This window comes from Streptomyces melanosporofaciens (assembly GCF_900105695.1).
Classification (GTDB): Bacteria; Actinomycetota; Actinomycetes; order Streptomycetales; family Streptomycetaceae; genus Streptomyces; species Streptomyces antimycoticus.
This window is the reverse complement of sequence record NZ_FNST01000002.1, coordinates 1,479,158-1,502,706: the sequence shown is the minus strand read 5'-3', so window position 1 is coordinate 1,502,706 and position 23,549 is coordinate 1,479,158. Positions and strand designations below refer to the sequence as shown.

Here is a 23,549-nt window from a genome sequence, read left to right as displayed (position 1 = left end):
CGGCGGAGCGGCCGTAAGGGCGCCACGGCCCCGGAATAACCGCGGGCGGTGGCGGGGTTACGGTGCATGTGGCATCTGCCGACGTAGGAAGCGGGTAACGCAGGCATGAGCACTAGCACCGTCGAGCTCACCAAGGACAACTTCGACGAGATCGTGTCCGGTAGCGAATTCGTCCTGATCGACTTCTGGGCCTCCTGGTGCGGGCCGTGCCGGATGTTCGCGCCCATCTACGAGAAGGCCGCCGAGCGCCATCAGGATCTGCTGTTCGCCAAGGTCGACACCGAGGCGCAGCCCGAGCTGGCCGCCGCCTTCGACGTCCAGTCCATCCCCACACTGATGATCGTGCGGGAGAACATCGCGGTGTTCGCCCAGCCCGGCGCCCTCCCCGAGCCGGCCCTGGAGGACATCATCGGCCAGGCCCGCGACCTCGACATGGACAGCGTGCGGGCCTCCATCGCCGCCGCGTCGAACGAGAAGCGGGCCATCGACGAGGAGAAGGCATCCGGCAACCGTGGCTGAGTTGGTGCTGATCCGGCACGGCGAAACCGAGTGGAGCCGGTCGCGCAAGCACACCAGCTGGACCGATGTGCCCCTGACACCGCGCGGTGAGGAGCAGGCCCGCGCCCTGCGCTCGCCGCTCGCCGCGCGGAAGGTGGGGCTGACCCTGGTCAGCCCGCTGGCGCGGGCCATGCGCACCGCCCGGCTCGCCGGGCTCGAGGACCTCACCGTCGAGCCCGAGCTGCGCGAATGGGACTACGGCGGCTACGAGGGCATCACCACCACCGAGATCCACCGCACCCGCCCCGACTGGAACCTGTGGACCGACGGCGTCCCGCCGGGCGGCCCCGACCACCCCGGGGAGTCGCCCGAGCGGATCGGGGCCCGGGTGGACCGGGTGCTCGACCGGATCGCCGCCGAGCTGGCGGCGGAGGACGGCGCCGATGTGGTGCTGGTGGCGCACGCCCACGTACTGCGGGTGCTCACCGCCCGCCGGCTGGGCCTGCCCCCGTCCGCCGGCGCGCTCTTCCGGCTGGACACCGCGACCGTGAGTCGACTCGGAACTGAGCATGGTCGCCCGGCCGTGGTCGCCTGGAACGTAGGCTCGGAGTCGATCTCCGGGCAGGAGGCGACCGGAAGCGGTGGCATCCCCGCCGGGTGATCACCTCCGACCGTATTCGCATACCGCACGTCCGACAGGAAGCAGGGAACAGCGAGCATGGCTACGACGCGTACCGCGCACACCGTCTGGCAGGGCAATCTGGCCCAGGGACAGGGGACCGTCACCTTCGACTCCTCCGGCATCGGCGAGCAGCAGGTCTCCTGGCCGTCCCGCGCCGAGCAGGCCAACGGCAAGACCAGCCCCGAGGAGCTGATCGCGGCGGCCCACTCCAGCTGCTTCTCGATGGCGCTCTCGCACGGCCTCACCCAGGCGGGCAACCCGCCCACCCAGCTGACCACCCAGGCCGACGTCACCTTCCAGCCCGGCACCGGCATCACCGGCATCCACCTCACCGTCGAGGGCACGGTGGAGGGCCTGGACGAGGCCGCGTTCACCGCGGCGGCCGAGGACGCCAAGAAGAACTGCCCGGTGAGCCAGGCGCTCGCCGGTACGGAGATCACGCTGTCGGCGAAGCTGGCCTGACGTTCTCCACACGCTGCAGCAGTCCCCAGGTGAACTCCGCCACATAGTGGCGGAGTTCGCCGTTGTCCGCCTCCGGTGCGTCGAAGGCCAGCCGCCAGCGGGTGGGCGCCGAGCCCTCCATGGGCCGCGCGGGCGCGAAGGCGCGCGCCACCTCGTCCACCGTGCAGGACCAGGGCACGAGGTCGGCGGCCGTCCGCAGCCGCGGCCCGGGCGCGCCCGGAGCGCGCACCAGCCAGTCGTTCCACACCGCCCCGTTCGGCGCGGTGAGCACCTCGAACCGCAGATCCGGCCACAGCGGCAGGGACCAGCTCAGCGCCTCGCTCGTCAGATCGCCGATCCGGCGGGTGGAGGTGGACTCGGGCGGGCCCAGCACGGAGCGGTAGCGGGCGACCGCCGAGCGCCGCCGTGGCGAGCGCTGCATGGCCTGCCAGCGGCGGTTGGCCTCGCGCATCACCGCACGCCCGAACCCCAGCTCGCGCAGTGCGTCCTCGACCAGCCCCGGCTGATGGTCGGCCATCCGCCGCAGCAGTACGAGGACGAAGGGGAAGGGGGTGGGAAATGAGTCGGGCTGGAGGAACGAGCCGGGCGCGGAATCCATGGCTCCTACTTTGCCGGACCATTGCCGGGGAAGTCCGCTCCGCATAACCTGTGTTCGCGATACCGGCCACCGGCCGGAATCTCGAACGCTTGCCATCTGACCAGAAGGGGAGGGCGAGCACTATGGGACGCCTGGTGCCCGCGGTGACACGGGCTCTGGACATACTCGAGCTCTTCCTGGACGGAGACGGCACCCTCTCCGCACCCGAGATCACCCGTCGGCTCGGCCTGCCCCGTACGACCGTCCATGAGCTGGTGACTACTCTGGCCGCCCGTTCCTATCTGGTCCAGGTACCCGACCAGCCCGGCCGCTATCGGCTCGGAGTGCGGCCGTATCAGCTCGGCAGCCGCTACGCCGAGCAGCTCGACCTGGCCGCCGAGGGCCGGCAGGTGGCCCGGAGCGTCGCGGAGACCTGCGACGAGACCGTGCATGTCGCGATTCTCGAGGGCATGGACGTCATCTATATCGCCAAGGTCGACTCCACCCACGCCGTCCGCATGGTCTCCGCCGCCGGCCGCAAGCTGCCCGCCCACTGCACCTCGGTCGGCAAGATGCTGCTCGCCTCCCTGACCGACGACGCCCTGGACGCGCGGCTGTCCGACGAGCAGCCGCTGCCCGCGATGACGGACAACAGCATCACCTCCACCGTCGAACTGCGCCGCCATCTGCTCACCGTGCGCGAGCGCGGCATCGCGGTCGAGCAGCGGGAGTCCAATCCGGATGTGAGCTGCGTGGCGGCGCCCGTACGGGACTCCACGGGCAAGGTGGTCGCGGCGCTGTCGATCTCGGTGCCGACGATCCGCTGGAGCGAGGAGCGCCAGGCCGAGCTGGAGGAGCTGGCGGCCAAGGGCGCGGGAGAGCTGTCGGTGCGGCTGGGACATCGGAGGCGGGACATATGAGCACACGGCCATCGCTCGAGATCGCGGTGCGCGCGAACGCCGTGCTCGGTGAGGGACCCACCTGGGACGCCGCCGCCCGGCGGCTGATCTGGGTGGACATCCTCTCCTCCCGCGTCCACACCTACGACCCCGCCACCGGCCGCCGCACCACCCTGGCCACCGAGCAGCATGTCGGCGCGGCCAAGCCCCGCGCGGGCGGCGGTCTGGTGGTCAACCTCCGCGACGGCATCGGGGTGTACGGCGCCGACGGCGGCTTCGACTGGCTGCTGCGCGAGGCCGTCCCCGGCCGCCGTGGCAACGACGCCGCGGTGGCGCCGGACGGCGCGCTCTGGGCGGGCACCATGCGCTACGACGAGACGGCCGGCGGCGGCACGCTCTCCCGGATCGGGGCCGACGGCTCCCCTGCGGAGTTCCTGCCGGAGGTGACGGTCAGCAACGGCATCGGCTGGAGCCCCGACGGCCGCCTCATGTACTACATCGACACCCCCACCCGGCGTATCGATGTCTTCGACGTGGACGACGCCGATGGTCCGGTGGTCGCCGGCCGGAGGCCGTTCGCCGAGGTCGAGAAGGGCGCCGGCTTCCCGGACGGGCTGTGTGTGGACGCCGACGGCGCGGTGTGGGTCGCCCTGTGGGACGGCGCCGCGATCCGTCGCTACGCCCCCGACGGGACACTCGATCGGGTGGTGGAGCTTCCCTTCCCGCGCCCCACCGCGTGTGCCTTCGGCGGTGCGGACCTCACCGACCTGTATCTGACCTCCGCACGGGCCGGACTCGGCGCCTTTGCGCCGCCGCTCGCCGGGTCGCTGCTGGTCATCGAGGGTGCGGGGCAGGGTCTGGCGCAGCCCGCCTTCGCCGGCTGAGCGGGGCCGGGCGGACGCCAAGGGCTGTCGGGACACGGCCTGACGAGGGCTTTCGTACGGTCTTTGCACAGGATCCTCACACCCCGCGTCCTGCTGACCTACCCGTTGGTCACATAACCTGCCCGGCGAAATGGATTACTGCTCTCCCTGCCGCCGCCATCTCAACGGTGCCGTCTCCTGCCCCGGTTGCGGGACGCCCGCTGAGGATCTCGGCCTGCCCTCCGCCACATCGGACACGGCACACGAGGGCGGGGCCGACACGCCCGCGCCCCGTGCGCAGCGGAGAGCCGACCGCCGTGCGGCGCAGGCGTCCCCCGCCTCCGGCGCCACCCGGGCCTCGCGCCGCAAGCCCAAGCCCCGCCTCATCGGCAGCCGCGCCCGTCGGGCCCGCCGGGGGCGTGGCCGCCGGGTGACGATCATGGCGGCGGTGCTCGGCCCGGTGCTGGCCGCGGTGTTCGTGGCCGAGCTGGCCACCGAGGGGCACTGGCGGGAGTCCTCCCCGTCGCCCAGCCGGCAGGAGCCGGTGGCCGACCGCAGCGGCGGGGTGTCGGACTCCGACGACCCGGTCACCCAGGACACGTCCGGCCCGAGCGAGCTCCCTTCGGCGTCGGACAGCGGCCAGGGCGAGGACAAGGACGCGTCCAAGGACAAGGGCAAGGACGACGGGAAGTCCAAGGACGACAAGGACGACACCTCGTCCGATCCGGACGGGGACCCGTCGGACGCCACCTCCTCGGCCCCGGGCGGCCCCGGTACGACCCAGGGGCCCACCACGCCGTCGCATCCGGGGCCCACCGCCCCGGCGACCGTCGCACCGACGCCGACCCCATCGCCCTCGGATACCTGCAATCGCTTCCTGTGGTGGTGCACCTAGCCGGGCATCCCGACGCGCAACGGCTCCGCCTTCGCTACGGCGCGACGCCCAGCATCCGCTTGAGCAGATCGCGCAGCACCGTACGCTCCTCGTCCGAGAGCTCCGCCAGCGGTTCGCGCGCGAAGTCGAGCGAGCCCCTGAGCCGTGCGGCGGTCTCCCGGCCCGCCTCGGTGGCGGCGGCCAGCTTGACCCGCCGGTCGGCCGGGTCGAGGCGGCGCTCGGCGAAGCCGCGCGACTCCAGGCGGTCGACGATCCCGGTGACGTTCGACGGCTCGCACTTCAGCTGCTGGGCGAGCCGGCGCATCGGCGTCGGGCCGCCGGACAGCAGGCCCAGCACCCGGGCCTGTGCCCCGGTCAGGGAGTGCTTGGCCGCGGCCTCCTCGTATTCCTCGTGGTAACGGGCCACGATGGTGCCGATGAGCTCGACGACCTCGAGGGTCAGCGGGTCGATGCGGGACGTCATGGCAACCAGAGTACTCATTTACTTGACAGCATGAAATATCCAGCAGCATGATTGTTTCATCTGCTGAAACGTATGAGAGGCACCTTCCATGTCCGTCATCCCCACCACCGGCCGTGAATGGCACCTGGTCGCCCGCCCCCAGGGGTGGCCGAAGCCGGAGGACTTCGCGCTGCGCGAGGCCCCGATCTCCGAGCCGGGCCCCGGGCAGGCGCTGGTCCGCAATCTCTACATGTCGGTGGACCCGTATATGCGCGGGCGCATGAACGACGTGAAGTCGTACACGCCGCCGTTCCAGCTCGACCAGCCGATGGAAGGCGGCGCGGTCGGCAAGGTCATCGCCTCCAACGCGGAGGGGCTCTCCGTCGGCGACCACGTCCTGCACTTCGGCGGCTGGCGTGAGTACGCGACGGTGAGCGCCAAGAGCGCCGTCAAGGTCGACCCCGAGGTCGCCCCCCTCCCCGCCTACCTCGGCGTGCTCGGCATGCCCGGCCTCACCGCGTACGCGGGGCTGCTGGAGGTCGCGTCCTTCAAGGAGGGCGACGCGGTCTTCGTCTCGGGTGCGGCGGGCGCGGTCGGCAGCGAGGTCGGCCAGATCGCCAAGCTCAAGGGCGCCTCCCGGGTGATCGGCAGCGCCGGTTCGGACGAGAAGGTCCGGGTGCTGCTCGACGAGTACGGCTTCGACGCGGCCTTCAACTACAAGAAGGGCCCGGTCGCCGAGCAGCTCAAGGAGGCCGCGCCCGACGGGATCGACGTCTACTTCGACAACGTCGGAGGCGAGCACCTCGAGGCCGCCATCGGCCGCCTCAAGGTGCACGGCCGGATCACCGTCTGCGGCATGATCTCGCAGTACAACGTCACCGAGCCGCCCGCCGCCCCGCGCAACCTCGCGATGGTCATCGGCAAGCGGCTGCGGATGCAGGGCATGCTGGTCGGGGACCACCAGGCGCTGCAGGGGCAGTTCTTCGAGGAGGTCGGCGGCTGGATCCGCGAGGGCAAGCTGCACTACCGCGAGACCGTCATCAAGGGTGTGGAGAACGCGGCCGACGCCTTCCTCGGCATGCTCCGTGGGGAGAACACCGGCAAGATGATCGTCGCGTTCGAGGACTGACGAACCGAGGACCCGGCGAGGACCCGGGCCACGGATCCGACGCCCCCTGCCACCCGTTGGCAGGGGGCGTCGGCGGGTCGGCTACCGCAACACCACCGTCGTCAGCGAACGCCCCGGCAGCTCGACCGCCAGCCGTCCGTCGCGCACCCGCGCGGGCCCGACCCGGCTGAGCGCATGGGTGTCATCCGTCCGGTAGACCGCGCCCCGCGCCTCCCTCCCGCCAGCAGCAGATCCAGCACCTCTCGCTGATGCTGCGGCGTCAGGCCCTGCGCGCCATGCATCACATCGGCGCGCTGGAACGCCTGGGAGAAGCCGAAGCCGTCGATGGGCTGGAGGCGCTGTCCGAAATCCACGGTGCCGTCGCCGCCGGGTTGTTCCGCGGTGGCGGGCGACGTGGTCAGCGGGACCGGTGCGGCGGCGAGGGCTGTGCGGACCGATGTGATCACGAAAACTTCCCTTCCCGGCTCCGACGGCGGCGGTCGGATGGGTCAAGGGGCCGGGGAGCGCTCATGAGGTGATGTGTCCGGGGGCGGTGGGTACCCGAAGAGATCCGGCGTTCGCCGGAACCGTAAGAACCGGAAGAGCCGGAAGAGACCGAACGGAAAGGTGGCCCCCATGTCCACGATGGCCGGTCCGGAACAGCCTCGGTCCGCCTCGCAGGTGCTGGTGGCGGTGAGCGGAATCTCGCGCTACGACGCCGAGGCCGTGTTCGGTGTGCTGCGTACGTGCTACGAGTCCGACGAGGCGACCACGAACCTTCCGCAGGACGCGGGGGAGGGGCGGCCCACGGTGTGGACCTCCGTCTTCGAGGTGGCGGACCCCCGCGAAGAGCCCCGCCCCGCCTCCCTGACGGCACCCGTCACCGCCGACCTCCAGGGCGGCCCCCGCCAGGTGCAACAGGTGGCGGACGTCCTGGCCCGCGCCTTCGAGGTCCGCGAGCAGGGTGCGGTGGCGGGCGACCAGGAGCGGGAGCTGCGGCTGAGGCTGTCCAGCACGGGGATGCGCCCGGAGTGAGTCGTGTTTCGACCGGGCGGCGCGGCCGGGCGGTGTGGATGAGCGGTGTGGGTGTGTGCGGCGCCGTCTCGCGCCTTCGGCGCGATGGACATGGGCAGCCGCCACCGGGCGGCGCGCCCACCGGCCCGTCGGCCGGCGATGTGTCCCGCGCCCCGGCACCCCCGCCGCCGCTGCTCAATCGCGCCGAAGGCGCGAGACGAAACCCGCACCCCACCGAGCCGCGCACCCCAAACAACGCACCCCGTCCCACCATTGACGCACGTGGCGGCGAGATCTTACGGTCGCGTTCGAAGAAACGAGCGCTGGTCGAAATGCCGAATAGCCGCGAAACCGCGACGTCGCGTAGTCGCGGCACCCGAAGAGATGGGCCGCCATGCCGCAGACCCCTTCCCCTTCCGCCTCCGCCGCCGCCTCCGCCCGGTTCACCCTCGACCCCGCCTTCGCCGTCGGCGAGGTCAACCCCCGCCTCTTCGGCTCGTTCGTCGAGCACCTCGGCCGTTGCGTCTACACCGGCATCCATGAGCCCGGCCACCCGGCCGCCGATGAAGCCGGGCTGCGGACCGATGTCCTCGCGCTGATCCGCGAGCTGGGCGTCAGCGTCATCCGGTATCCCGGTGGCAACTTCGTCTCCGGCTACAAGTGGGAGGACGGCGTCGGGCCGGTCGAGGAGCGGCCGCGCCGGCTCGATCTCGCGTGGCGTTCCACCGAGACCAATCGGTTCGGTCTCTCGGAGTACATCGACTTCGTCCGCAAGGTCGACGGCGAGCCCATGATGGCGCTCAACCTCGGCACACGTGGTGTCGCGGACGCCCTTGAGCTGCAGGAGTACGCGAACCACCCATCCGGCACCGCCCTCGCCGACCTCCGGATCGGCCACGGCGACAAGGATCCCCACGGCATCCGGCTGTGGTGTCTGGGCAATGAGATGGACGGCCCCTGGCAGACCGGGCACAAGACCGCCGAGGAGTACGGACGGCTCGCCGCCGAGACCGCCCGTGCGATGCGGCAGATCGACCCGGACGTGGAGCTGGTGGCCTGCGGCAGTTCCAACCAGTCGATGCCGACGTTCGCCACCTGGGAGGCGACGGTCCTGCAGGAGACGTACGACCTGGTCGACCACATCTCCCTGCACGCCTACTACGAGGAGCGCGACGGCGACCGTGACTCCTTCCTCGCCTCGGCCGTGGACATGGAGTCCTTCATCGAGAACGTCGTCGCCACCTGCGATCACATCGGCGCGCGGCTGAAGTCGAAGAAGAAGATCAACCTGTCCTTCGACGAGTGGAACGTCTGGTACCAGACCCACTATCACCGCGCCGAGCCGCTCAACTGGGAGGAGGCCCCGCGCCTCCTGGAGGACAACTACTCCGTCACCGACGCCGTCGTGGTCGGCTCGCTGCTGATCGCCCTGCTCCGCCACGCCGACCGCGTCACCGTCGCCTGCCTCGCCCAGCTGGTCAACGTCATCGCCCCGATCATGACGGAACCCGGCGGCCCGGCCTGGCGGCAGACCACCTTCTACCCCTTCGCGCAGGCATCGGCCCATGGGCGGGGGAGGGTGCTGCAGGTCAACGTCGACAGCCCGACGTACGAGACGGCCGGCTACGGCGAGGTCCCGCTGCTGCACGCCACCGCCGTCCTCGACGAGTCCACCGGCGCGGTGACGGTCTTCGCGGTCAACCGCGACCAGCACCGCCCCCTCCCGCTGGAGATCGCCCTGCACGCGCTGCCGGTGACCCGCGTGGTCGAGCACACCGTCCTCGCCGACGCCGACCCCGAGGCCCGTAACACCCTCACGGACCCCGAGCGCGTCACCCCGCACCCCGGCGAGGACACGGCGCTCGCGGACGGCGCCCTGCGCACCACGCTCGAGCCGATGTCCTGGAACGTTATCCGCCTGGCCTGAGCGCCTTGCCCTGAGCGCCTTGCCCTGAGTGCCTTGCCACGGAGCGCCTTGCCATGGACGACGTGGGTGACTTCTTGTCTGTCCGGCAGCCGCGTCCTCGGGTTACGCCTCGCGGTGGGGATCGTAGACGTAGGGAGTCGTGGTGCTCAGCACGGTGAACCCGAGTCGCTGCAGGATGGGGCGGCTCTGGTCGGTGGCATCGACTTGAAGGTAGCGGTAGCCGAGGTCGGCGGCGGTCCGGGCGCGGTGGGCGACCAGAGCCCGGTAGATGCCCCGGCCGCGCCAGGCAGCCACGGTGCCGCCGCCCCAAAGACCGGCGAAGTCGGTGCCTGGGTTCAGTTCCGTCCGCGCCGCGCACACGGGCAGGTCGCCGGCCATCGCGACGACCATGCTGATGGTTTCGGAATTCTGGGCGAGCTGGGCGAGCAGTCGCTGCCGCAGGTGAGCGCTGCTGGTGCCGAAGGCCTGCTCGTGGACGTCCGCCATGAGGTCCACTCCGGCGGGGTCGGTCACCGGACGCAGGTGGACGCCTTCGGGCAGTGCGGCGTCGGTGGGCAGGTCCCGGACCGGCGCGACCATCACTGCCTCCTGCGGCTCGGGCGTGAACCCGGCCGACTTCAGCCGCCTCCCGAGGTCACCGGGTCGGTCGTGGGCGTATGCCTTCCATTCGAACTCGCGCCCGAGCGTGGCGAAGTACCGCGTCTGGGCTCTGATCGCCGCATCCGCCGTGCTCTGGTCGAGGTCCGACCAGAGGATGCCGTTCCAGTCGTGATCCGTGCCGACCTGCCGTACGACGTTGCCGTCCCGCTCGACACGGGTTCCGCGCCCGTCGGCCCGCGCGTCGCGCCGAAGCTGGCGGTCGAACAAGGCAAGTACTTCTTCAGGGTTCATCCGGCTCACTTCAGCATGGGGAGGCCAACCGCACCACTGGGTTTTTCCCGTTCCCCACCGGCGTGAGTGATCATGTGGAACGTGAGAGGCGCTCGGCCGTGCTTGCCCAGTCGAGCGCCTCTCTGGGCCTGGAACTCGGCTCGGTTAGCTCCTGCGTGCGGGTCAGGCGTCCGGGTCGACGCCGACCGTGAGCGTGCCGCGGTAACCGGCGGACGGGGTGCTGCCCAGCGCCGTCACGGCGAGCAGCCCGGCGGCGGTGCCGCCGTTGCCGTAGATGCCGTCGGCGGACAGGGGAGTGCGGGGGACGGTGTTGCTGGAGTACGGGGAGAGCTTGGCCACCGCCTCGGTGATCTTCTCGTCGAAGAAGAGCTGCCCGGTGTGGATCTCGTTGCCGCCGGTGAACGAGCCGTCCGGGGTGAGCGTGACGTCCGTGTGCACCTTGAGGTGGACATGGATGCAGCGGCCGCGGTACCAGCCGGGATAGATGCCGGTGAGGTTGGCCACCCCGTCGGCGACGGTGAGCACGGCACCGCGCAGGAACGTGCCGTTGTCCGGCTCCTGGTGGCCGTTGTTGCCGACGAAGCCGGAGTACTCGCCGAGCGCGTCGCAGTACCAGATCTCCACCAGCGCCTTGTTGAGCGGTGCGCAGGTGGCGGTGTCCACGACGGTGAGGGTGAGCTGGAGCGGGACTCCCTTCTTGTCCTCGGCGACGTCGGAGCGGACGAGGGCGTGGTCGAGGTAGTACGGGCCCTCGGTGAGCTCCTTGGTGAGCGTGCAGATGGCGGTGGCGTCGCGGGCCGCTGCAACGCCAGTGCTTCTGGTGGCCGTGGAGGCCGTCTCGGGGCGGGCGGCGGCCGTGCCCGCGCCTATTCCGATGGCCGCGGCGGCCGCGCTTCCGGCGACCAGGACGCGTCGACGCCCCATGGGGGCGGAGGATAAGTCTGTCATGGGCATGGAAAGGTAGCGGCGGTGTCTGTGGGACGCCTGTGGATTCGGCAAAGTCCGTACCCGTCAACTCTCCTTTACGGCCAACTCCCTTGCCGCAAGGGGGTGTTGACAGTGCCACAAGCGCTTACTAGCTTCTTCCGGGATGGCTGCTGTCCGCCGGGGCGGTCCTGACCGCACCGCCCGGCGTCAGGGCCCCGCACCCGTCAGAGCCGCACCTTTGGCGATCTCCACCGGCCTTTGCGATCAGCGTGCTTGCCCGCTCATTCGCGCTTATCCCGCAAGCGATTACCCCTCCCGTGTGGAGATCCTCCGAATGAGAGGACTCCCCCTATGCGCTCGACGCACGACCACGGCATCACGGACGACATCGCCGGCGTCACCGGTGCCACCGGTGTCACCAGCGCCTTGAGCACTCCCGTCACCGCCCGCAACCGGCGCCGGCTGACGGCGGTCGGCGCGGGCGTTGCCGCGGCGCTCGCCCTCGGTGGCCTTTCCACGGTCTCCGCCCATGACACGGACTCGACCGACTCCGCACGCTCCGAGAGCACACGCAGCACTGCCGCCGCAGGCTCCGCCACGGCCGCCCACCCCACTGCCGAGACCGCCCCCATCGGCTTCGGCGCCGGCACCACGGGCGGGGGAAACGCCACCGCCACCACCGTGACCTCCCTGGACGCCTTCAAGGCGGCCGTCACCGGCGACAAGGCCAAGGTGGTCAAGGTCTCCGGGCTGTTCTCCCTCACCGGCCAGGTGGACATCGGCTCCAACACCACCGTGCTGGGTGTGGGTTCGGGCTCCGGCTTCACCGGCGGCGGACTGCGGCTGAAGGAGGCGACCAACGTCATCGTCCGCAATCTCAACCTCAGCAGGCCCCGGAAGCCGTCCGACGCCATCACCGTGCAGAAGTCCACGAGGGTGTGGATCGACCACAACACCCTCTCGGCCGACCGCGACCACGACAAGGACTACTACGACGGTCTGCTGGACATCAGCCACGGCTCCGACAACATCACCGTCTCCTGGAACAGATTCGCCGACCATTTCAAGGGCAGCCTGGTCGGCCACAGCGACAACAACGCGAGCGAGGACACCGGCCACCTCAAGGTGACGTACCACCACAACTGGTTCACCAACGTCTACTCCCGCATCCCCAGCCTGCGCTTCGGCACCGGCCACTTCTACGACAACTACGTCCAGGGCACGGAAACCGGTGTGCACTCCCGGATGGGCGCGCAGACGCTGGTGGAGAACAACGTCTTCCGCGACACCGAGGTGGCCGTGACCACCAGCCGGGACAGCGACATCGACGGCTATGCGGTGCTGCGCGGCAACGACCTGGGCGGGGCGGCCACGGAGGTGTCCCAGACCGGCGGCTTCACCACCCCGCCGTACGCGTACACGGCGGAACCGGCGTCCTCCGTCGTGGCGAGCGTCACCGCCCAGGCGGGCGCGGGCAAGCTCTGAGACGCGGATGCGGTCGGCCCCCTCGTCAGGACGGACGCACCCGGCCCCGTCGTCAGGAGGGCAGCACCCACATCGGGTTGGCGTAGAACCACAGATCGCGCCAGGGATCCGCATCGCCCGGCACATCCATCGCCGGGCCGTGCGGATCCACCGCCGCGCCCCGCGCGCCCACCGCCGTCCGGTTGCCGTCGGTCCCGCGCAGCCGTACGTACAGCGGACGGTCCACGGCACCGAGGTCGTAGGAGAGCCGCACCGACCCCGATGTGCGGCTGATCTCGAACGACTTGACCACCCGGGTGCGCGGCGCCGCGAACGTGTCGCGGTCGCCCACCGCCCCCGTGACCTCGCCCTGAACGACGTCCACCCGCGCCAACGTGGGCACGAAGCCGGCCCAGTTGGCGCCGTTCGCCGGCGCGATGTCCACTTCGAGCCGCACCCGGGCGCCTCGCTCCACGTGCAACGTGCCGCCGAGGGTGACCGAGCGGCCCCGGCCGCCGCTGCCGCGTTCGGCGTCCCGTTCGCCGCCGCTGAGCCGTGCGTCGAGGCCGCTGATCAGGCCGCCGTGGTCCACCCAGACCCGGCCCGCCCGGATGCCGTCCATGACGGCGGCGTACGAGAAGTCCTCGGCGCCCACATGGGTGCGGCTGTACTGGCCCGGCCAGTAGTCGTTCTCCTCCAGGTCGAGCCCGCCCCGGTACACCGGGTCGTCCTGCCGCCCGTTGGTCTCGTAGTCGCTGCCGGGGCCGCGCATCGCGGTGTCGGCGTAGACGTTGTGGGAGTCGGAGTTGGCGGTGATCCACCACGGCTTGCCCTCGGCGAGCAGGCTGTCCCACAGCCCGCCCACCGTGGCCGTCATCCAGTCGAAGCCGCCCCAGGTGCGGTACGACTCGGCCGGGTACGCGGCGAAGGACTGGGGGCCGGGGGCGTTTTCGTACAGCCCGCGCGCACCGCCCGGACCGTGTGCGGAGGCCGGGATCCCGCCGGCCTGGTGGCCCGGCGCGCCCTCCATGCCGACGGCGATGTGCGGCTGGGCGTCCCGCCAGCCGCGGATCTCGTGCGGGGAGTCGAGGCCCTTGCGGGCGGGGTGGTTGGCGAGCATCAGCGCGGCCTTGACGCGCCGCCGCCGCACCGCGTCGGAGAGGAAGTCGAGACCGGCGATGGCCAGGGCCTCGTTCTGCGGGGTGGAGTCGCCGGCGTTCTTGACCGACCCGTCGAAGGAGGTCTCGAACTCCTTGAGCACCGCCACCTCGTCACGGCCGGGGTGGACGAAGACCGTGCCGTGCTCGGCGCCGGGGATGTTCCACTCCAGCCCCTGGAAGACCAGCGCGTCCCGGTGGGTCTCGCGTGCCTCGCGGATGTCGGGGTTGACCTTCTCGACCCCGATCCGGGCGTGGGTGACGTTCCCGTGGTCGGTGATCACCATCCAGTCCAGGCCGTGCCGGGCGCCCTGTCGCACCTGGTCGATGACCCGGTACTTGCCGTCGTTGCTGTACTGGGTGTGGATGTGATGGTCCCCGGCCAGCCACAGATAGCCGCCGCCGTGCTGCCGGGAGCCGGGCGCCGCGCGGGTCGCCGCGACGGCGCGCGCGGCGCCGCCGTCCAGCACGCTCACGGCACCGAGCCCCGCGCCCAGCAGCCCCGCGCGGCGCAGCATCGAGCGCCGGGAGAGCTGGTCGGGGGTCAGCTCCTCGTCCCGTACGGACAGGTCGAGAGCCGGAGGAAGGCTGTGCACCGCGTGTTCATCATGAGGGTGGTGATGTCCGGGGGCCATGAGCGCGAAGGTAAGGAACGCGGTTGAACACCAGTCGAACACCGCACGCCCAACAGCCCCTCATCACCGGTCATCAGCCGAGAGGACGTCTCCTTGAGAATCATCGGACGCTTAGCCGTCGCGGCCGCGGCGGCGCTCACGCTCTGTGCGACCACATCCGGCGCCACGCCCGCGGCAGCGGACACCAAGGTGCCCCGGGCCACCTCGGACACCAAGGTGCCCCGGGCCACCTCGGACACCAAGGTGCCCCGCGCCGCCTCGGGCACGTTCAATGTGCTCACCTACAACGTGGCCGGGCTCCCCGAGGGCCTGTCCTCCGGCCACCCCGCCAAGAACACCCCGCTGATATCGCCCCGACTCGGCGCGTACGACATCGTGGGCGTCCAGGAGGACTTCAACTACCACGCCGCGCTCTACGCCGGTGACGACCATCCGTACCGCACCCCCACCAGCGGTGGCGCCGGTTTCGGCGATGGCCTCAACACCCTCTCCGACCTGCCGTACGACGACTTCGAGCGGGTGAAGTGGAAGAGGTGCAACGGCACCGACTGCCTCACCCCGAAGGGCTTCACCCTTGCCCGGGTGCGGCCGGCCGAGGGCGCGTATCTCGACCTGTACAACGTGCACACCAACGCGGGGACGACGGACGCCGACCTCGCCGCGCGCCGCGCCAACATCACCCAGCTCTCCGACTACATCACCGCCAACTCCGCCGGCAACGCGGTGCTCGTCATGGGCGACACCAACACCCGCTACACCCGCGCCGCCGACAACATCCGCGACCTGGCCACCCGCAACGGCCTCACCGACGCGTGGGTGGACCTCGTCCGTGGCGGCTCGGCGCCGCCCGCCGGTTCCGATGCCCTGGTCTGCGACCCCGAGAACGTCACCGACACCTGCGAGGTCGTGGACAAGGTCCTCTATCGCTCCGGTCCGCTGCTCTCGCTCGCCGCCACCCGCTACCACAACGAGCACACCTCGTTCCTCGACGCCGACGGCAAGCCGCTGTCCGACCACTATCCGCACACCGTGGACCTGTCCTGGCACACCTCCGGCGCCCTGCGCGCCAGTGATCAGTTCGGCGGCCCGCACGGCACGGCCTTCAACGACGCCGACGACCTGTCCGCCGCACCGCCCGCGCCCCGCACCCTCACCCTGCGCGGCGGCTCCCGGCTGGACGCGGTGTCCCTGGCCATGGACGGCGGGGCGACCCTCGCCCACGGCGGCACGGGCGGCACCCCGGTCTCCCTCACCCTCGGCCCCGCCGAACACCTCACCTCCGTGACCCTCACCCGGGGCCGGAAGGACGGCCGCACCCGCGTCTTCTCGGCGGCGTTCACCACCGATACGGGCCGTACGCTGACGGCCGGATCCCCCACGTCGGACGCCGCCACCTACACCGCCCCCGCGGGCCGGCGGATCGTGGGCTTCACCGGCCGCGCCGGTGACGAGATCGATAAACTCGGCGTCCTCTTCGCGCCACGTTAGGCCAGTAGGCTTCGGCCCATGCGTGATCTTGTGAACGGCTTCGGTTATCTGATGAAGGGGCAGCGCTGGGCGGCCCGGCACGGGAGATGGTGGGGGTTCGGGATGATTCCCGCCCTGATCACTCTCGTCGGCTACGCGGCGGCCCTCGTCGCCCTCTTCTTCTGGACCGATGACGTCATCGCATGGGCCACGCCCTTCGCCGACGACTGGTCCTCGCCCTGGCTCGGCATCTTCCGCGGCGCGCTCACGATCCTCTTCGCCGCCGGCTGCCTCTTCCTCGCCGTCCTCACCTTCACGGCGGTCACGCTCCTGGTCGGCCAGCCCTTCTACGAGTCGCTCTCCGAGCAGGTCGACCGCTCCGAGGGCGGCGCGGTCCCCGACTCCGGCCTGTCGATCCGGGCGGAGCTGTGGATAGGGCTGCGCGAGGCCATCGCCCTGCTCCTCCGCGTCACCCTCTGGAGCGTGCTCTTCTTCGCGCTCGGCTTCATCCCGGCCGTCGGCCAGACCGTGATCCCCGCGCTGGCCTTCTGCGTGACCGGCTTCTTCCTCACCGAGGAGCTGACCTCGATCGCCCTGCTGCGCCGCGGGATCCTGCTGAAGGAGCGCCGCCGCATGCTGCACTCCCGCCGCCTGCTCGCCCTCGGCTTCGGCGTCCCCCTGTCCCTCCTCTTCCTCGTCCCCCTGGTCGCGGTCTTCCTGATGCCGGGCGCCGTCGCGGGCGCGACCCTGCTGGTCCGCGATCTGACGGGCGAGAACGAGGACGCGGCGCCGCAGGGCGAGACGGCGGCGGGCCCGGCGGGCGCCTTCAACGGCGCTCCGTAACGACCTGCGGCGCAGTTGGCTACCAGGCCGTCTTGGGGGTGGGCCACCAGTCGGCCCGTTCGACCGGGGTCGCGGAGGAGCCGGTGATCCGCGGGACGACATCGGTCACCGCGGACAGTTCGCCGCTCGCGATGGCCTGGTACCACGAGATCCAGCTCTCGATCTGCACCCCGCTGACGCCCAGCCGCCACCGCCGCGCGAACGCTTCCTCCACGGTCTCGGGGACATAGCGGTAGGGCCGCCCGGTGGTCGAGGCGATCCGGGCGACCATTTCCTCAAGAGTGAGCGCCTCGGGCCCGGTGACCTCCAGCGTCGCCCCGTCGTGCTCGGAGCGGGGCCCCTCGTCGAGGGCGACGGCCGTGATCACATCGGCGATGTCGTCGTGGGTGACAAAGGCGGCCCGGCCATCTCCGCCGGGCCCGCTCACCACGAGTTCGTCGTCGGCGAGTGCGGCCGGCGTCGACGCGTAGAAGCCCGCCCTGAACACCGTGTGCCGGACCCCGGCGCCCGCCAGGAACTGCTCGGTCAGCCAGTGGTCGCGTGCGTTGCGATAGGTGGCCGTGGGCGCCGCCCCGAGGAGGGACACATACAGCACCCGCTCCACCCCGACCGCCATCCCGGCCTCGACCGCGCTCGCGTGCTCCTCCAGCCGCCGTCCCGTGGGGTGCCCCGAGATCAGTACGAGCGTCGACGCCCCCGTGAGCGCGGTGCGCATCGCGGCCGTGTCGGCATACTCGGCCGGACCACGCCGCTGGGCCCCCGGCAGCTCGGGGATGCGGCTGGGGTCGCGCCCCACGAGGAGTTGCGGAACGCCGCGCTCGGCGAGCCTGGCCGCGATCCGACTGCCCAGCGCCCCGGTGACGCCCGTGACGGCCACTGTGGCGTGTGCCTGCTCAGACATGGGCCTTCCTTCCACCGTTCAAGTACGATGTCTCTCGTACATGGCAGTGGATCACGCATAAAAGTACGATGCAAGTCGTACATGGGGGCGGTCGCGCATGACAAGAGAATCCGACGGCCCGGCGGTCGCCCAACTGGACCTGGGCGCCGTCCTCTCCGCACTCGCCGACCCCCACCGGCGCCGCATCGTCACGGAACTCGTGACCGCACCCGAAGACATCGAGCGCTCCTGCTCCTCGTTCCGGGCCCCGGTCAGCAAGTCCACGATGACCCACCACTTCAAGGTGCTGTCCGACTCCGGCCTCATCCGCACCACCGACTACGGCAACCGCAAGGGCGTGACCCTCCGCCGCACCGACCTGAACACCCGCTTCCCCGGCCTCCTCACCCTCCTGGCCTCCGAAGCGACCCCTGGGTAACAGCCTCGCGTTCAGGGCCTCACCGGGTCGTGGCCGCGACGACGGTGAGGATTGAGCGGACCTGGGCGGTGATGGCTTCGCGGTTGTGGACGAAGTCGGGGTCGGTGATCTGGCCCGTGGCGGGGTCGGTGTTGTCGGGGCCGAACTGGAGGACCGGGGTGTGGAGATGGCCGCCCGGGGCCTTCAGGCCGACCGCGTCGCGCAGCAGGGTGGCGCGGTAGGCGATCTCGTTGGAGAGGTAGTCGCCGCCACCGCCCGCGCGGGCCGTCGAGCCGGGCGTCGGGCCGTTCGGCCGGACCACCGGGGTCGTGGCGCCCGCCGGGATCTCGGTGACCTCGGTGTGGTCGTAGACGGGGGTGGGGCCGGTGTTCGCTGTGACGATCTTGTCGTAGGGGAGGGTGGTGGTCGTCCACTGGGGCTGGGGGCGCGGGGTCGGCACATCGGCCGGGATGGGCACGGTCTCGGTCCGGGAGAGGTTGGCGTTGTCGGGGTAGCCGCCCCGCCAGGCGCCGTTGGTGCGCTCGACGTCGAAGCGGCCCACCCGGCCCTGGCTCACCGTCAGATACGCATCCACCCGGCGGGGGCCCGACTGGAAGGCGGGCAGCAGGGTCCGCTCGACCGTGCCGTCCGCGAAGTCCGTCCAGCGGACGGGGAAGACGGCCGTCTCGACGCGGGCCGGGCCGTTGTCCGTATGGATCGTCGTCCCGTCCAGGGCGAGCGCCGCCGCGCCCGACGGGTTGGAGCGGCGTACGTCGTCGTCGAGCTGGAACGGGTCGAAGCCGGTGACCACGATGCGCTTGATGTGTCTACCGGCGGGGAGGTCGAGCGAGTCCTCTCCGCGTGAGGTGCGCTCCAGCGTGGTGAGCAGCGCGGCGCGGCGGGCCTCGGGGAGCGGGAAGCCCGGCTGCCACTGGCCGAGCGCGCGGGTCATGCCGAGCCGCGCCCAGTACAGCGGCCGGTCGTCGTCCCTGCTGAGGTCGCCACCCGCGGGGCCCCGGCCCTGTACCCGGTCCACCGCCCGCTGCCACAGATGCCCGCCTTCGTGTGCGATCACTCGCTCGGCCTCGGCAGGGGACCCTACGTCCGCCAGTGCGCGGGCGAAGTTCGGCGCCGCGTCGTCGAACCCGCTGCGCCGCAGGATCTCCTGCGGCATGGCCTCGTCGAGCCGTTGCTCCTCCACGGTGGGAGCGGCGGTGGTGTCGGCCGCGGCCGTCGCCGGGGTGGCGAGGGCCAGGGCAGTGGCGGCGAACAGGGCGGCGCCGAGCAGGGCGAGCCGGGGGCGAATCGGTCTCATGCGGGGTCCTCTCGGATGAGGAGTGACGGATGACGCGGGCCGGATGACGGAGGCCGGGGGCCGGGGGGAAACGACAACCCCTCCCGTACCGTGCTCGTGAGCACGGTACGGGAGGGGAACCGTTGAGCTACAGGGCCGTGCGCGGCGGAGCCGCTCAGCGCGTCGAGAACGAGTGCACGGTCGTCGACCGGTACGTCTGCCCCGGCCGCAGCACCGTCGACGGGAACGACGGCTGGTTCGGCGAGTCCGGGAAGTGCTGGGTCTCCAGGGCGAAGGCGTCACCCTGCCGGTAGATCTTCCCCGACGTGCCCGCGAACGTGCCGGTCAGGAAGTTGCCGGTGTAGAACTGCACCCCGGGCTCGGTAGTGGCGATCTTCATCACCCGGCCGGACTCCGGCTCGGTCACCGTCAGGAAGTGCTCGGGACGGCTGGTGATGCCCTTGTCCAGCACGAAGTTGTGGTCGATCCCCTGCCCGTACAGCACCTGCTGGTGCGCCTCCCGGATGTCCCGGCCGATCTCCTTGGCGCGGCGGAAGTCGAACGGGGTCCCGGCCACCCTGGCGAGTTCGCCGGTGGGGATGAGGGTCTTGTCGACCGGGGTGTAGCGGGCGGCGTCGATCTCCAGCCGGTGGTGGTAGATGGAGCCGCTGCCCTCCCCGGCCAGGTTGTAGTACGTGTGGTTGGTGAGGTTCACGACCGTGGCCTTGTCGGTCGTGGCCTCGTAGTCGATACGGAAGTCGCCCCCCGCCGTGAGGGTGTAGTCCACCCGCACGGTCAGCGTGCCGGGGTAGCCCATCTCGCCATCGGGGCTGACCCGGCGCAGGGTGAGCCCCACGTCCGCGCCCTTGCGGAACGCCTCCACGGACCAGACGTGCTTGTCGAAGCCCTTGTCGCCGCCGTGCAGGCTGTTCGGCCCGTCGTTGATCGGGAGCTGGTACTTCTTGCCGTCCAGCGTGAAGGTGCCGCGGGCGATGCGGTTGCCGTAGCGGCCGATGAGGGCGCCGAAGTACGGGCTGTTGGCGACGTAGGAGTCCAGGTCGTCGAAGCCGAGCGACACATTGGCGCGGCGGCCGTGGCGGTCGGGGATCTCCAGGCTCTGGACGATGCCGCCGTAGCTGAGCACGCGCAGCCGGGTGCGGCCGTTCTCGATCGTCCAGCGGTCGACGTCCGTGCCGTCCGCGAGCGTGCCGAAGTGTTCCTTCACCGCGCCTCCCTTGCCCGCGGAGTCTCCCCCGCTGCCCGCGGAGTCTCCTCCGCTCTTCGCGTGGGCGGTGCCGGTCGTGGCGGCCGAAGCCGCCAGTCCGGCCGCCGCCGCAGCCGTGATCACCGTGCGTCTGCTCGTGGTCATATGCGGCTCCATAAGGCTAGATCCATGAGGGACAGCTGATGGGTTACGACCCGACCTTGCGCTTGTTCCAGACATCGAAGCCGACCGCGGCCAGCAGCACCAGACCCTTGATCACCTGCTGGTAGTCGGTGCCGATGCCGACCAGCGACATGCCGTTGTTGAGCACGCCGAGTACCAGACCACCGATGATCGCGCCGAGTACGGTGCCCACACCGCCGCTGGCCGAGGCGCCGCCGATGAACGCGGCGGCGATGGCCTCGAGCTCGAAGTTGAGGCCCGCGCTGGGGGTGGCGGAGCCCAGCCGGGCGGCGAAGACCAGACCGGCGAGGGCGGACAGGATGCCCATGTTGACGAACACCATGAAGGTGACGCGCTTGTCCCGGACGCCCGACAGCTTGGCCGCCGGCTGGTTGCCGCCGAGGGCGTACACATGGCGCCCGATGACGGTGTTGCGCATCACGAAGCTGAAGATCACGAAGAGACCGGCGAGGATCAGCAGCCCGTACGGCGCGCCGTGCCAGCTGGACAGCGTCATGGTGAAGGCCATCACGGCGGCGACGATCGCGGCGCACTTGACGAAGAACAGCCCGATCGGCGCCACGTCCAGCTCATAGGCCGCCCGCTGCTGCCTGCCCCGCCACTCCTGCCAGACGGCGGCGGCGCAGACGATGAGGCCGATCACCATGGTGGGGTTGTGGTACTGCGTGTACGGGCCCATCTCCGGGATGAAGCCGGTGCTCAGTTTCTCGAAGCCGTCGGGGAACGGCGACAGGGACTGGCCGTCCAGCAGGATCTGGGTGCCGCCGCGGAAGGCCAGCATTCCGGCCAGGGTGACGATGAAGGACGGAATGCCTATGTAGGCGATCCAGAACCCCTGCCAGGCCCCGGCCACCGCGCCGAGCAGCAGACAGAGGACGACCGCGAGGCCCCACGGCATATCGTGTTTGATCATCATCGCGCCGGCGGCCGCGCCGACGAAGGCGACGAGCGATCCGACCGACAGGTCGATGTGCCCCGCGATGATCACGATCATCATGCCGATCGCGAGGATGAGGATGTAGCCATTCTGCTGCACCAGGCTGGTGACGTTGCCGGGCCGCAGCAGGATGTCGTCGGACCAGATCTGGAAGATGACGATGATCAGGGCGAGCGCGACCAGCATTCCGTACTGCCGCATATTGGACCGCAGGCCCTGGAGCAGCAACGCCCCGACGCTGGGCGAGCCGTCGGCCGGCGGTGGGGCCGGGCTCTCGGTCTTCTGGGTGGCCGTGCTCATCCTTCGTCTCCTCTGTCCCTTGTCATATGGCGCATCAGGACTTCCTGGCTCGCCTCGTCCCGGGGAACCTCCCCGGTCAGCCGCCCGGCCGCCATCGTGTAGATCCGGTCGCACATCCCCAGCAGCTCGCCCAGCTCGGAGGAGATGAAGATGACGGCCTTGCCCTGGGCCGCCAGATCGTTGATGACCGTGTAGATCTCGTACTTGGCCCCGACGTCGATGCCGCGGGTCGGCTCGTCGAGGATCAGCACCTCCGGACCTGCGAAGATCCACTTACTGAGCACGACCTTCTGCTGGTTGCCGCCGCTGAGCCGGCCGACCCGCTCGAAGACCGTGGGTGCCTTGATGTTCATCGTCTTGCGGAACCGCTCGGCGACCTTGGACTCCTCGTGCTCGTTGACCAGACCGTGGCGGGCCACCTTGCCGAGCGAGGAGAGCGAGACGTTGCGGCTGATGGTGTCCTCGAGGTTCAGCCCGTAGTGCTTGCGGTCCTCGGTGACGTACGCGATGCCGTGGTCGATGGCCTCCGGCACGGTACGGGTGCGGACCTCCTGGCCGTCGCGGAAGACCCGGCCGCCCGCGTAGCGGCCGTAGGTCCGGCCGAACACGCTCATCGCCAGCTCGGTGCGGCCCGCGCCCATCAGCCCGGCGATGCCCACGATCTCCCCGCGCCGGACATTCAGCGACACCCCGTCCACAACCTTGCGCTGCTGGTCGATGGGGTGGTGGACGGTCCAGTCCTCGACGGCCAGGGCCACCTCGGAGGCGTCCTCGCCCTCGTACGGGGTGCGGTCGGGGAAGCGGTGGTCGAGGTCGCGGCCGACCATGCCGCGGATGATGCGGTCCTCGGAGACCTCCGGTTCGGACTCCGGAGTCTCCCGGACCGACAGGGTCTCGATGGTCTGGCCGTCGCGCAGGATGGTGACGGAGTCGGCGACCTTGCGGATCTCGTTCAGCTTGTGGGAGATGATGATCGAGGAGATGCCCTGGGCCCTGAACTCCAGCAGCAGATCCAGGAGTTTGCCGCTGTCCTCGTCGTTCAGCGCCGCGGTCGGCTCGTCGAGGATGAGTAGCTTCACCTCCTTGGAGAGCGCCTTGGCGATCTCCACGAGCTGCTGCTTGCCCACGCCGATGTCGGCGATCCGGGTCTGCGGGGAATCCGTCAGACCCACCCGCTTCAGCAGCGCGGTGGCGTGCTTCAGGGTCTCGTTCCAGGAGATGAGACCGTGCCTGGCGTGCTCATTGCCGAGGAAGATGTTCTCGGCGATGGACAGGTAGGGGATCAGGGCCAGTTCCTGATGGATGATGACGATGCCGCGCTGTTCGCTCGCGCGGATGTCCTTGAACGCGCACGGCCGGCCCTCGAAGAGGATCTCGCCGTCGTAGCTGCCGTGCGGATGGACGCCGCTGACCACCTTCATCAGGGTGGACTTGCCGGCGCCGTTCTCCCCGCACAGGGCATGGATCTCGCCCTGGCGTACCTGGAGGTTGACATCGGAGAGCGCCTTGACACCAGGGAAGGTCTTGGTGATGGAGCGCAGTTCGAGAATGGTGCTCATAG

At 70.6% G+C, this 23,549-nt stretch carries 24 protein-coding genes; 13 read left to right on the top strand and 11 right to left on the bottom strand.

Annotated elements, in window-relative coordinates:
- Positions 1 to 105: 105 nt before the first annotated feature.
- From trxA to BLV72_RS09385, 3 genes are read left to right on the top strand one after another with little or no spacing between them, the layout of a single operon-like run.
- Positions 106 to 519: a thioredoxin gene (gene trxA, locus BLV72_RS09395; RefSeq protein WP_093461537.1), complete on the top strand. Its 414-nt coding sequence runs from the start codon at positions 106 to 108 to the stop codon at positions 517 to 519.
- Entirely contained in the window at positions 512 to 1,159 is a 648-nt protein-coding gene (locus tag BLV72_RS09390) for a histidine phosphatase family protein (protein ID WP_093461535.1), read from the top strand. Before trxA ends, BLV72_RS09390 begins: the two co-directional genes overlap by 8 nt.
- Before the next feature lie 57 nt (positions 1,160 to 1,216).
- Positions 1,217 to 1,642 (top strand): OsmC family peroxiredoxin, encoded by a 426-nt coding sequence (locus BLV72_RS09385; RefSeq protein WP_059147822.1) that lies wholly within the window; start codon positions 1,217 to 1,219, stop codon positions 1,640 to 1,642.
- On the opposite strand, the gene BLV72_RS09380 is transcribed toward BLV72_RS09385, so the two are convergent.
- Positions 1,617 to 2,240: a hypothetical protein gene (locus BLV72_RS09380; RefSeq protein ID WP_093461534.1), complete on the bottom strand. Its 624-nt coding sequence runs from the start codon at positions 2,238 to 2,240 to the stop codon at positions 1,617 to 1,619. The two genes, BLV72_RS09385 and BLV72_RS09380, sit on opposite strands and share 26 nt — an antisense overlap.
- 122 nt (positions 2,241 to 2,362) lie before the next feature.
- On the opposite strand from BLV72_RS09380, the gene BLV72_RS09375 reads away from it, so the two are divergent.
- The 3 genes from BLV72_RS09375 (at position 2,363) to BLV72_RS09365 (ending at position 4,876) form a co-directional block, all read left to right on the top strand.
- The gene (locus tag BLV72_RS09375; RefSeq protein WP_093461532.1) at positions 2,363 to 3,139 is read left to right on the top strand and encodes an IclR family transcriptional regulator; all 777 of its coding nucleotides are present in this window, start codon (positions 2,363 to 2,365) and stop codon (positions 3,137 to 3,139) included.
- Complete coding sequence (locus tag BLV72_RS09370; RefSeq protein ID WP_093461531.1) at positions 3,136 to 4,002, top strand: SMP-30/gluconolactonase/LRE family protein; 867 nt, start codon at positions 3,136 to 3,138, stop codon at positions 4,000 to 4,002. Before BLV72_RS09375 ends, BLV72_RS09370 begins: the two co-directional genes overlap by 4 nt.
- Positions 4,003 to 4,132: 130 nt before the next feature.
- Positions 4,133 to 4,876 carry an SCO2400 family protein gene (locus tag BLV72_RS09365; protein ID WP_093461529.1) on the top strand — a complete coding sequence of 248 codons (744 nt, stop codon included), beginning with the start codon at positions 4,133 to 4,135 and terminating at the stop codon, positions 4,874 to 4,876.
- Between the two features lie 34 nt (positions 4,877 to 4,910).
- On the opposite strand, the gene BLV72_RS09360 is transcribed toward BLV72_RS09365, so the two are convergent.
- Positions 4,911 to 5,339 carry a MarR family winged helix-turn-helix transcriptional regulator gene (locus BLV72_RS09360; RefSeq protein WP_093461528.1) on the bottom strand — a complete coding sequence of 143 codons (429 nt, stop codon included), beginning with the start codon at positions 5,337 to 5,339 and terminating at the stop codon, positions 4,911 to 4,913.
- Positions 5,340 to 5,427: 88 nt separating this feature from the next.
- On the opposite strand from BLV72_RS09360, the gene BLV72_RS09355 reads away from it, so the two are divergent.
- The gene (locus BLV72_RS09355; protein ID WP_093461526.1) at positions 5,428 to 6,447 is read left to right on the top strand and encodes an NADP-dependent oxidoreductase; all 1,020 of its coding nucleotides are present in this window, start codon (positions 5,428 to 5,430) and stop codon (positions 6,445 to 6,447) included.
- Positions 6,448 to 6,548: 101 nt separating this feature from the next.
- On the opposite strand, the gene BLV72_RS09350 is transcribed toward BLV72_RS09355, so the two are convergent.
- On the bottom strand, positions 6,549 to 6,893 hold the full coding sequence (locus tag BLV72_RS09350; RefSeq protein WP_208905595.1) for a hypothetical protein: 345 nt from the start codon (positions 6,891 to 6,893) through the stop codon (positions 6,549 to 6,551).
- A 169-nt stretch (positions 6,894 to 7,062) separates the two neighbouring features.
- Between BLV72_RS09350 and BLV72_RS09345 the strand changes: the two genes are divergently transcribed.
- Positions 7,063 to 7,461: a hypothetical protein gene (locus BLV72_RS09345; RefSeq protein ID WP_059147830.1), complete on the top strand. Its 399-nt coding sequence runs from the start codon at positions 7,063 to 7,065 to the stop codon at positions 7,459 to 7,461.
- A gap of 373 nt (positions 7,462 to 7,834) precedes the next feature.
- A complete protein-coding gene (gene arfA, locus BLV72_RS09340) occupies positions 7,835 to 9,367 on the top strand; it encodes an arabinosylfuranosidase ArfA (protein ID WP_093461525.1) in 1,533 nt (510 codons plus the stop codon).
- 102 nt (positions 9,368 to 9,469) lie between these two features.
- Here arfA and BLV72_RS09335 read toward each other — a convergent pair whose 3' ends face one another.
- Entirely contained in the window at positions 9,470 to 10,258 is a 789-nt protein-coding gene (locus BLV72_RS09335) for a GNAT family N-acetyltransferase (protein ID WP_093461523.1), read from the bottom strand.
- 162 nt (positions 10,259 to 10,420) lie between these two features.
- The gene (locus BLV72_RS09330) at positions 10,421 to 11,212 is read right to left on the bottom strand and encodes an intradiol ring-cleavage dioxygenase (protein WP_093461522.1); all 792 of its coding nucleotides are present in this window, start codon (positions 11,210 to 11,212) and stop codon (positions 10,421 to 10,423) included.
- Positions 11,213 to 11,536: 324 nt separating this feature from the next.
- Here BLV72_RS09330 and BLV72_RS09325 point away from each other — a divergent pair, with 324 nt between their 5' ends.
- Positions 11,537 to 12,670: a pectate lyase family protein gene (locus tag BLV72_RS09325; protein WP_244320706.1), complete on the top strand. Its 1,134-nt coding sequence runs from the start codon at positions 11,537 to 11,539 to the stop codon at positions 12,668 to 12,670.
- A gap of 52 nt (positions 12,671 to 12,722) precedes the next feature.
- Here BLV72_RS09325 and BLV72_RS09320 read toward each other — a convergent pair whose 3' ends face one another.
- Entirely contained in the window at positions 12,723 to 14,441 is a 1,719-nt protein-coding gene (locus BLV72_RS09320; protein ID WP_244320705.1) for a PHP domain-containing protein, read from the bottom strand.
- A gap of 93 nt (positions 14,442 to 14,534) precedes the next feature.
- Between BLV72_RS09320 and BLV72_RS09315 the strand changes: the two genes are divergently transcribed.
- Together BLV72_RS09315 and BLV72_RS09310 are read left to right on the top strand one after the other, a co-directional pair.
- Positions 14,535 to 15,929: a jacalin-like lectin gene (locus BLV72_RS09315; protein WP_093461519.1), complete on the top strand. Its 1,395-nt coding sequence runs from the start codon at positions 14,535 to 14,537 to the stop codon at positions 15,927 to 15,929.
- Between the two features lie 18 nt (positions 15,930 to 15,947).
- Positions 15,948 to 16,751, top strand: a complete 804-nt coding sequence (locus tag BLV72_RS09310; RefSeq protein WP_093461517.1) for an EI24 domain-containing protein — start codon at positions 15,948 to 15,950, stop codon at positions 16,749 to 16,751.
- A 19-nt stretch (positions 16,752 to 16,770) separates the two neighbouring features.
- Here BLV72_RS09310 and BLV72_RS09305 read toward each other — a convergent pair whose 3' ends face one another.
- A complete protein-coding gene (locus tag BLV72_RS09305; RefSeq protein ID WP_093461516.1) occupies positions 16,771 to 17,652 on the bottom strand; it encodes an NAD(P)H-binding protein in 882 nt (293 codons plus the stop codon).
- 97 nt (positions 17,653 to 17,749) lie between these two features.
- Between BLV72_RS09305 and BLV72_RS09300 the strand changes: the two genes are divergently transcribed.
- Positions 17,750 to 18,070: an ArsR/SmtB family transcription factor gene (locus BLV72_RS09300; protein WP_093461514.1), complete on the top strand. Its 321-nt coding sequence runs from the start codon at positions 17,750 to 17,752 to the stop codon at positions 18,068 to 18,070.
- Positions 18,071 to 18,089: 19 nt separating this feature from the next.
- Here BLV72_RS09300 and BLV72_RS09295 read toward each other — a convergent pair whose 3' ends face one another.
- From BLV72_RS09295 to mmsA, 4 genes are all read right to left on the bottom strand, one after another.
- On the bottom strand, positions 18,090 to 19,364 hold the full coding sequence (locus tag BLV72_RS09295; RefSeq protein ID WP_093461513.1) for a pyroglutamyl-peptidase I: 1,275 nt from the start codon (positions 19,362 to 19,364) through the stop codon (positions 18,090 to 18,092).
- A gap of 154 nt (positions 19,365 to 19,518) precedes the next feature.
- The gene (locus BLV72_RS09290) at positions 19,519 to 20,712 is read right to left on the bottom strand and encodes an aldose epimerase family protein (protein ID WP_093461511.1); all 1,194 of its coding nucleotides are present in this window, start codon (positions 20,710 to 20,712) and stop codon (positions 19,519 to 19,521) included.
- Between the two features lie 43 nt (positions 20,713 to 20,755).
- Positions 20,756 to 21,988: a multiple monosaccharide ABC transporter permease gene (gene mmsB, locus BLV72_RS09285; protein WP_093461510.1), complete on the bottom strand. Its 1,233-nt coding sequence runs from the start codon at positions 21,986 to 21,988 to the stop codon at positions 20,756 to 20,758.
- Positions 21,985 to 23,547 (bottom strand): multiple monosaccharide ABC transporter ATP-binding protein, encoded by a 1,563-nt coding sequence (mmsA, locus tag BLV72_RS09280; protein ID WP_093461508.1) that lies wholly within the window; start codon positions 23,545 to 23,547, stop codon positions 21,985 to 21,987. The genes mmsB and mmsA overlap by 4 nt, the downstream gene beginning before the upstream one ends.
- Positions 23,548 to 23,549: the final 2 nt, after the last annotated feature.

Excerpts from the sequence above, each read along its gene's own strand:
- trxA (WP_093461537.1), top strand. The coding sequence starts at position 106 with ATGAGCACTAGCACCGTCGAGCTCACCAAGGACAACTTCGACGAGATC.
- BLV72_RS09385 (WP_059147822.1), top strand. The coding sequence starts at position 1,217 with ATGGCTACGACGCGTACCGCGCACACCGTCTGGCAGGGCAATCTGGCC.
- BLV72_RS09380 (WP_093461534.1), bottom strand. The coding sequence starts at position 2,240 with ATGGATTCCGCGCCCGGCTCGTTCCTCCAGCCCGACTCATTTCCCACC.
- BLV72_RS09375 (WP_093461532.1), top strand. The coding sequence starts at position 2,363 with ATGGGACGCCTGGTGCCCGCGGTGACACGGGCTCTGGACATACTCGAG.
- BLV72_RS09370 (WP_093461531.1), top strand. The coding sequence starts at position 3,136 with ATGAGCACACGGCCATCGCTCGAGATCGCGGTGCGCGCGAACGCCGTG.
- BLV72_RS09365 (WP_093461529.1), top strand. The coding sequence starts at position 4,133 with ATGGATTACTGCTCTCCCTGCCGCCGCCATCTCAACGGTGCCGTCTCC.
- BLV72_RS09360 (WP_093461528.1), bottom strand. The coding sequence starts at position 5,339 with ATGACGTCCCGCATCGACCCGCTGACCCTCGAGGTCGTCGAGCTCATC.
- BLV72_RS09355 (WP_093461526.1), top strand. The coding sequence starts at position 5,428 with ATGTCCGTCATCCCCACCACCGGCCGTGAATGGCACCTGGTCGCCCGC.
- BLV72_RS09345 (WP_059147830.1), top strand. The coding sequence starts at position 7,063 with ATGTCCACGATGGCCGGTCCGGAACAGCCTCGGTCCGCCTCGCAGGTG.
- arfA (WP_093461525.1), top strand. The coding sequence starts at position 7,835 with ATGCCGCAGACCCCTTCCCCTTCCGCCTCCGCCGCCGCCTCCGCCCGG.
- BLV72_RS09335 (WP_093461523.1), bottom strand. The coding sequence starts at position 10,258 with ATGAACCCTGAAGAAGTACTTGCCTTGTTCGACCGCCAGCTTCGGCGC.
- BLV72_RS09330 (WP_093461522.1), bottom strand. The coding sequence starts at position 11,212 with ATGCCCATGACAGACTTATCCTCCGCCCCCATGGGGCGTCGACGCGTC.
- BLV72_RS09325 (WP_244320706.1), top strand. The coding sequence starts at position 11,537 with ATGCGCTCGACGCACGACCACGGCATCACGGACGACATCGCCGGCGTC.
- BLV72_RS09320 (WP_244320705.1), bottom strand. The coding sequence starts at position 14,441 with ATGGCCCCCGGACATCACCACCCTCATGATGAACACGCGGTGCACAGC.
- BLV72_RS09310 (WP_093461517.1), top strand. The coding sequence starts at position 15,948 with ATGCGTGATCTTGTGAACGGCTTCGGTTATCTGATGAAGGGGCAGCGC.
- BLV72_RS09305 (WP_093461516.1), bottom strand. The coding sequence starts at position 17,652 with ATGTCTGAGCAGGCACACGCCACAGTGGCCGTCACGGGCGTCACCGGG.
- BLV72_RS09300 (WP_093461514.1), top strand. The coding sequence starts at position 17,750 with ATGACAAGAGAATCCGACGGCCCGGCGGTCGCCCAACTGGACCTGGGC.
- BLV72_RS09295 (WP_093461513.1), bottom strand. The coding sequence starts at position 19,364 with ATGAGACCGATTCGCCCCCGGCTCGCCCTGCTCGGCGCCGCCCTGTTC.
- BLV72_RS09290 (WP_093461511.1), bottom strand. The coding sequence starts at position 20,712 with ATGACCACGAGCAGACGCACGGTGATCACGGCTGCGGCGGCGGCCGGA.
- mmsB (WP_093461510.1), bottom strand. The coding sequence starts at position 21,988 with ATGAGCACGGCCACCCAGAAGACCGAGAGCCCGGCCCCACCGCCGGCC.
- mmsA (WP_093461508.1), bottom strand. The coding sequence starts at position 23,547 with ATGAGCACCATTCTCGAACTGCGCTCCATCACCAAGACCTTCCCTGGT.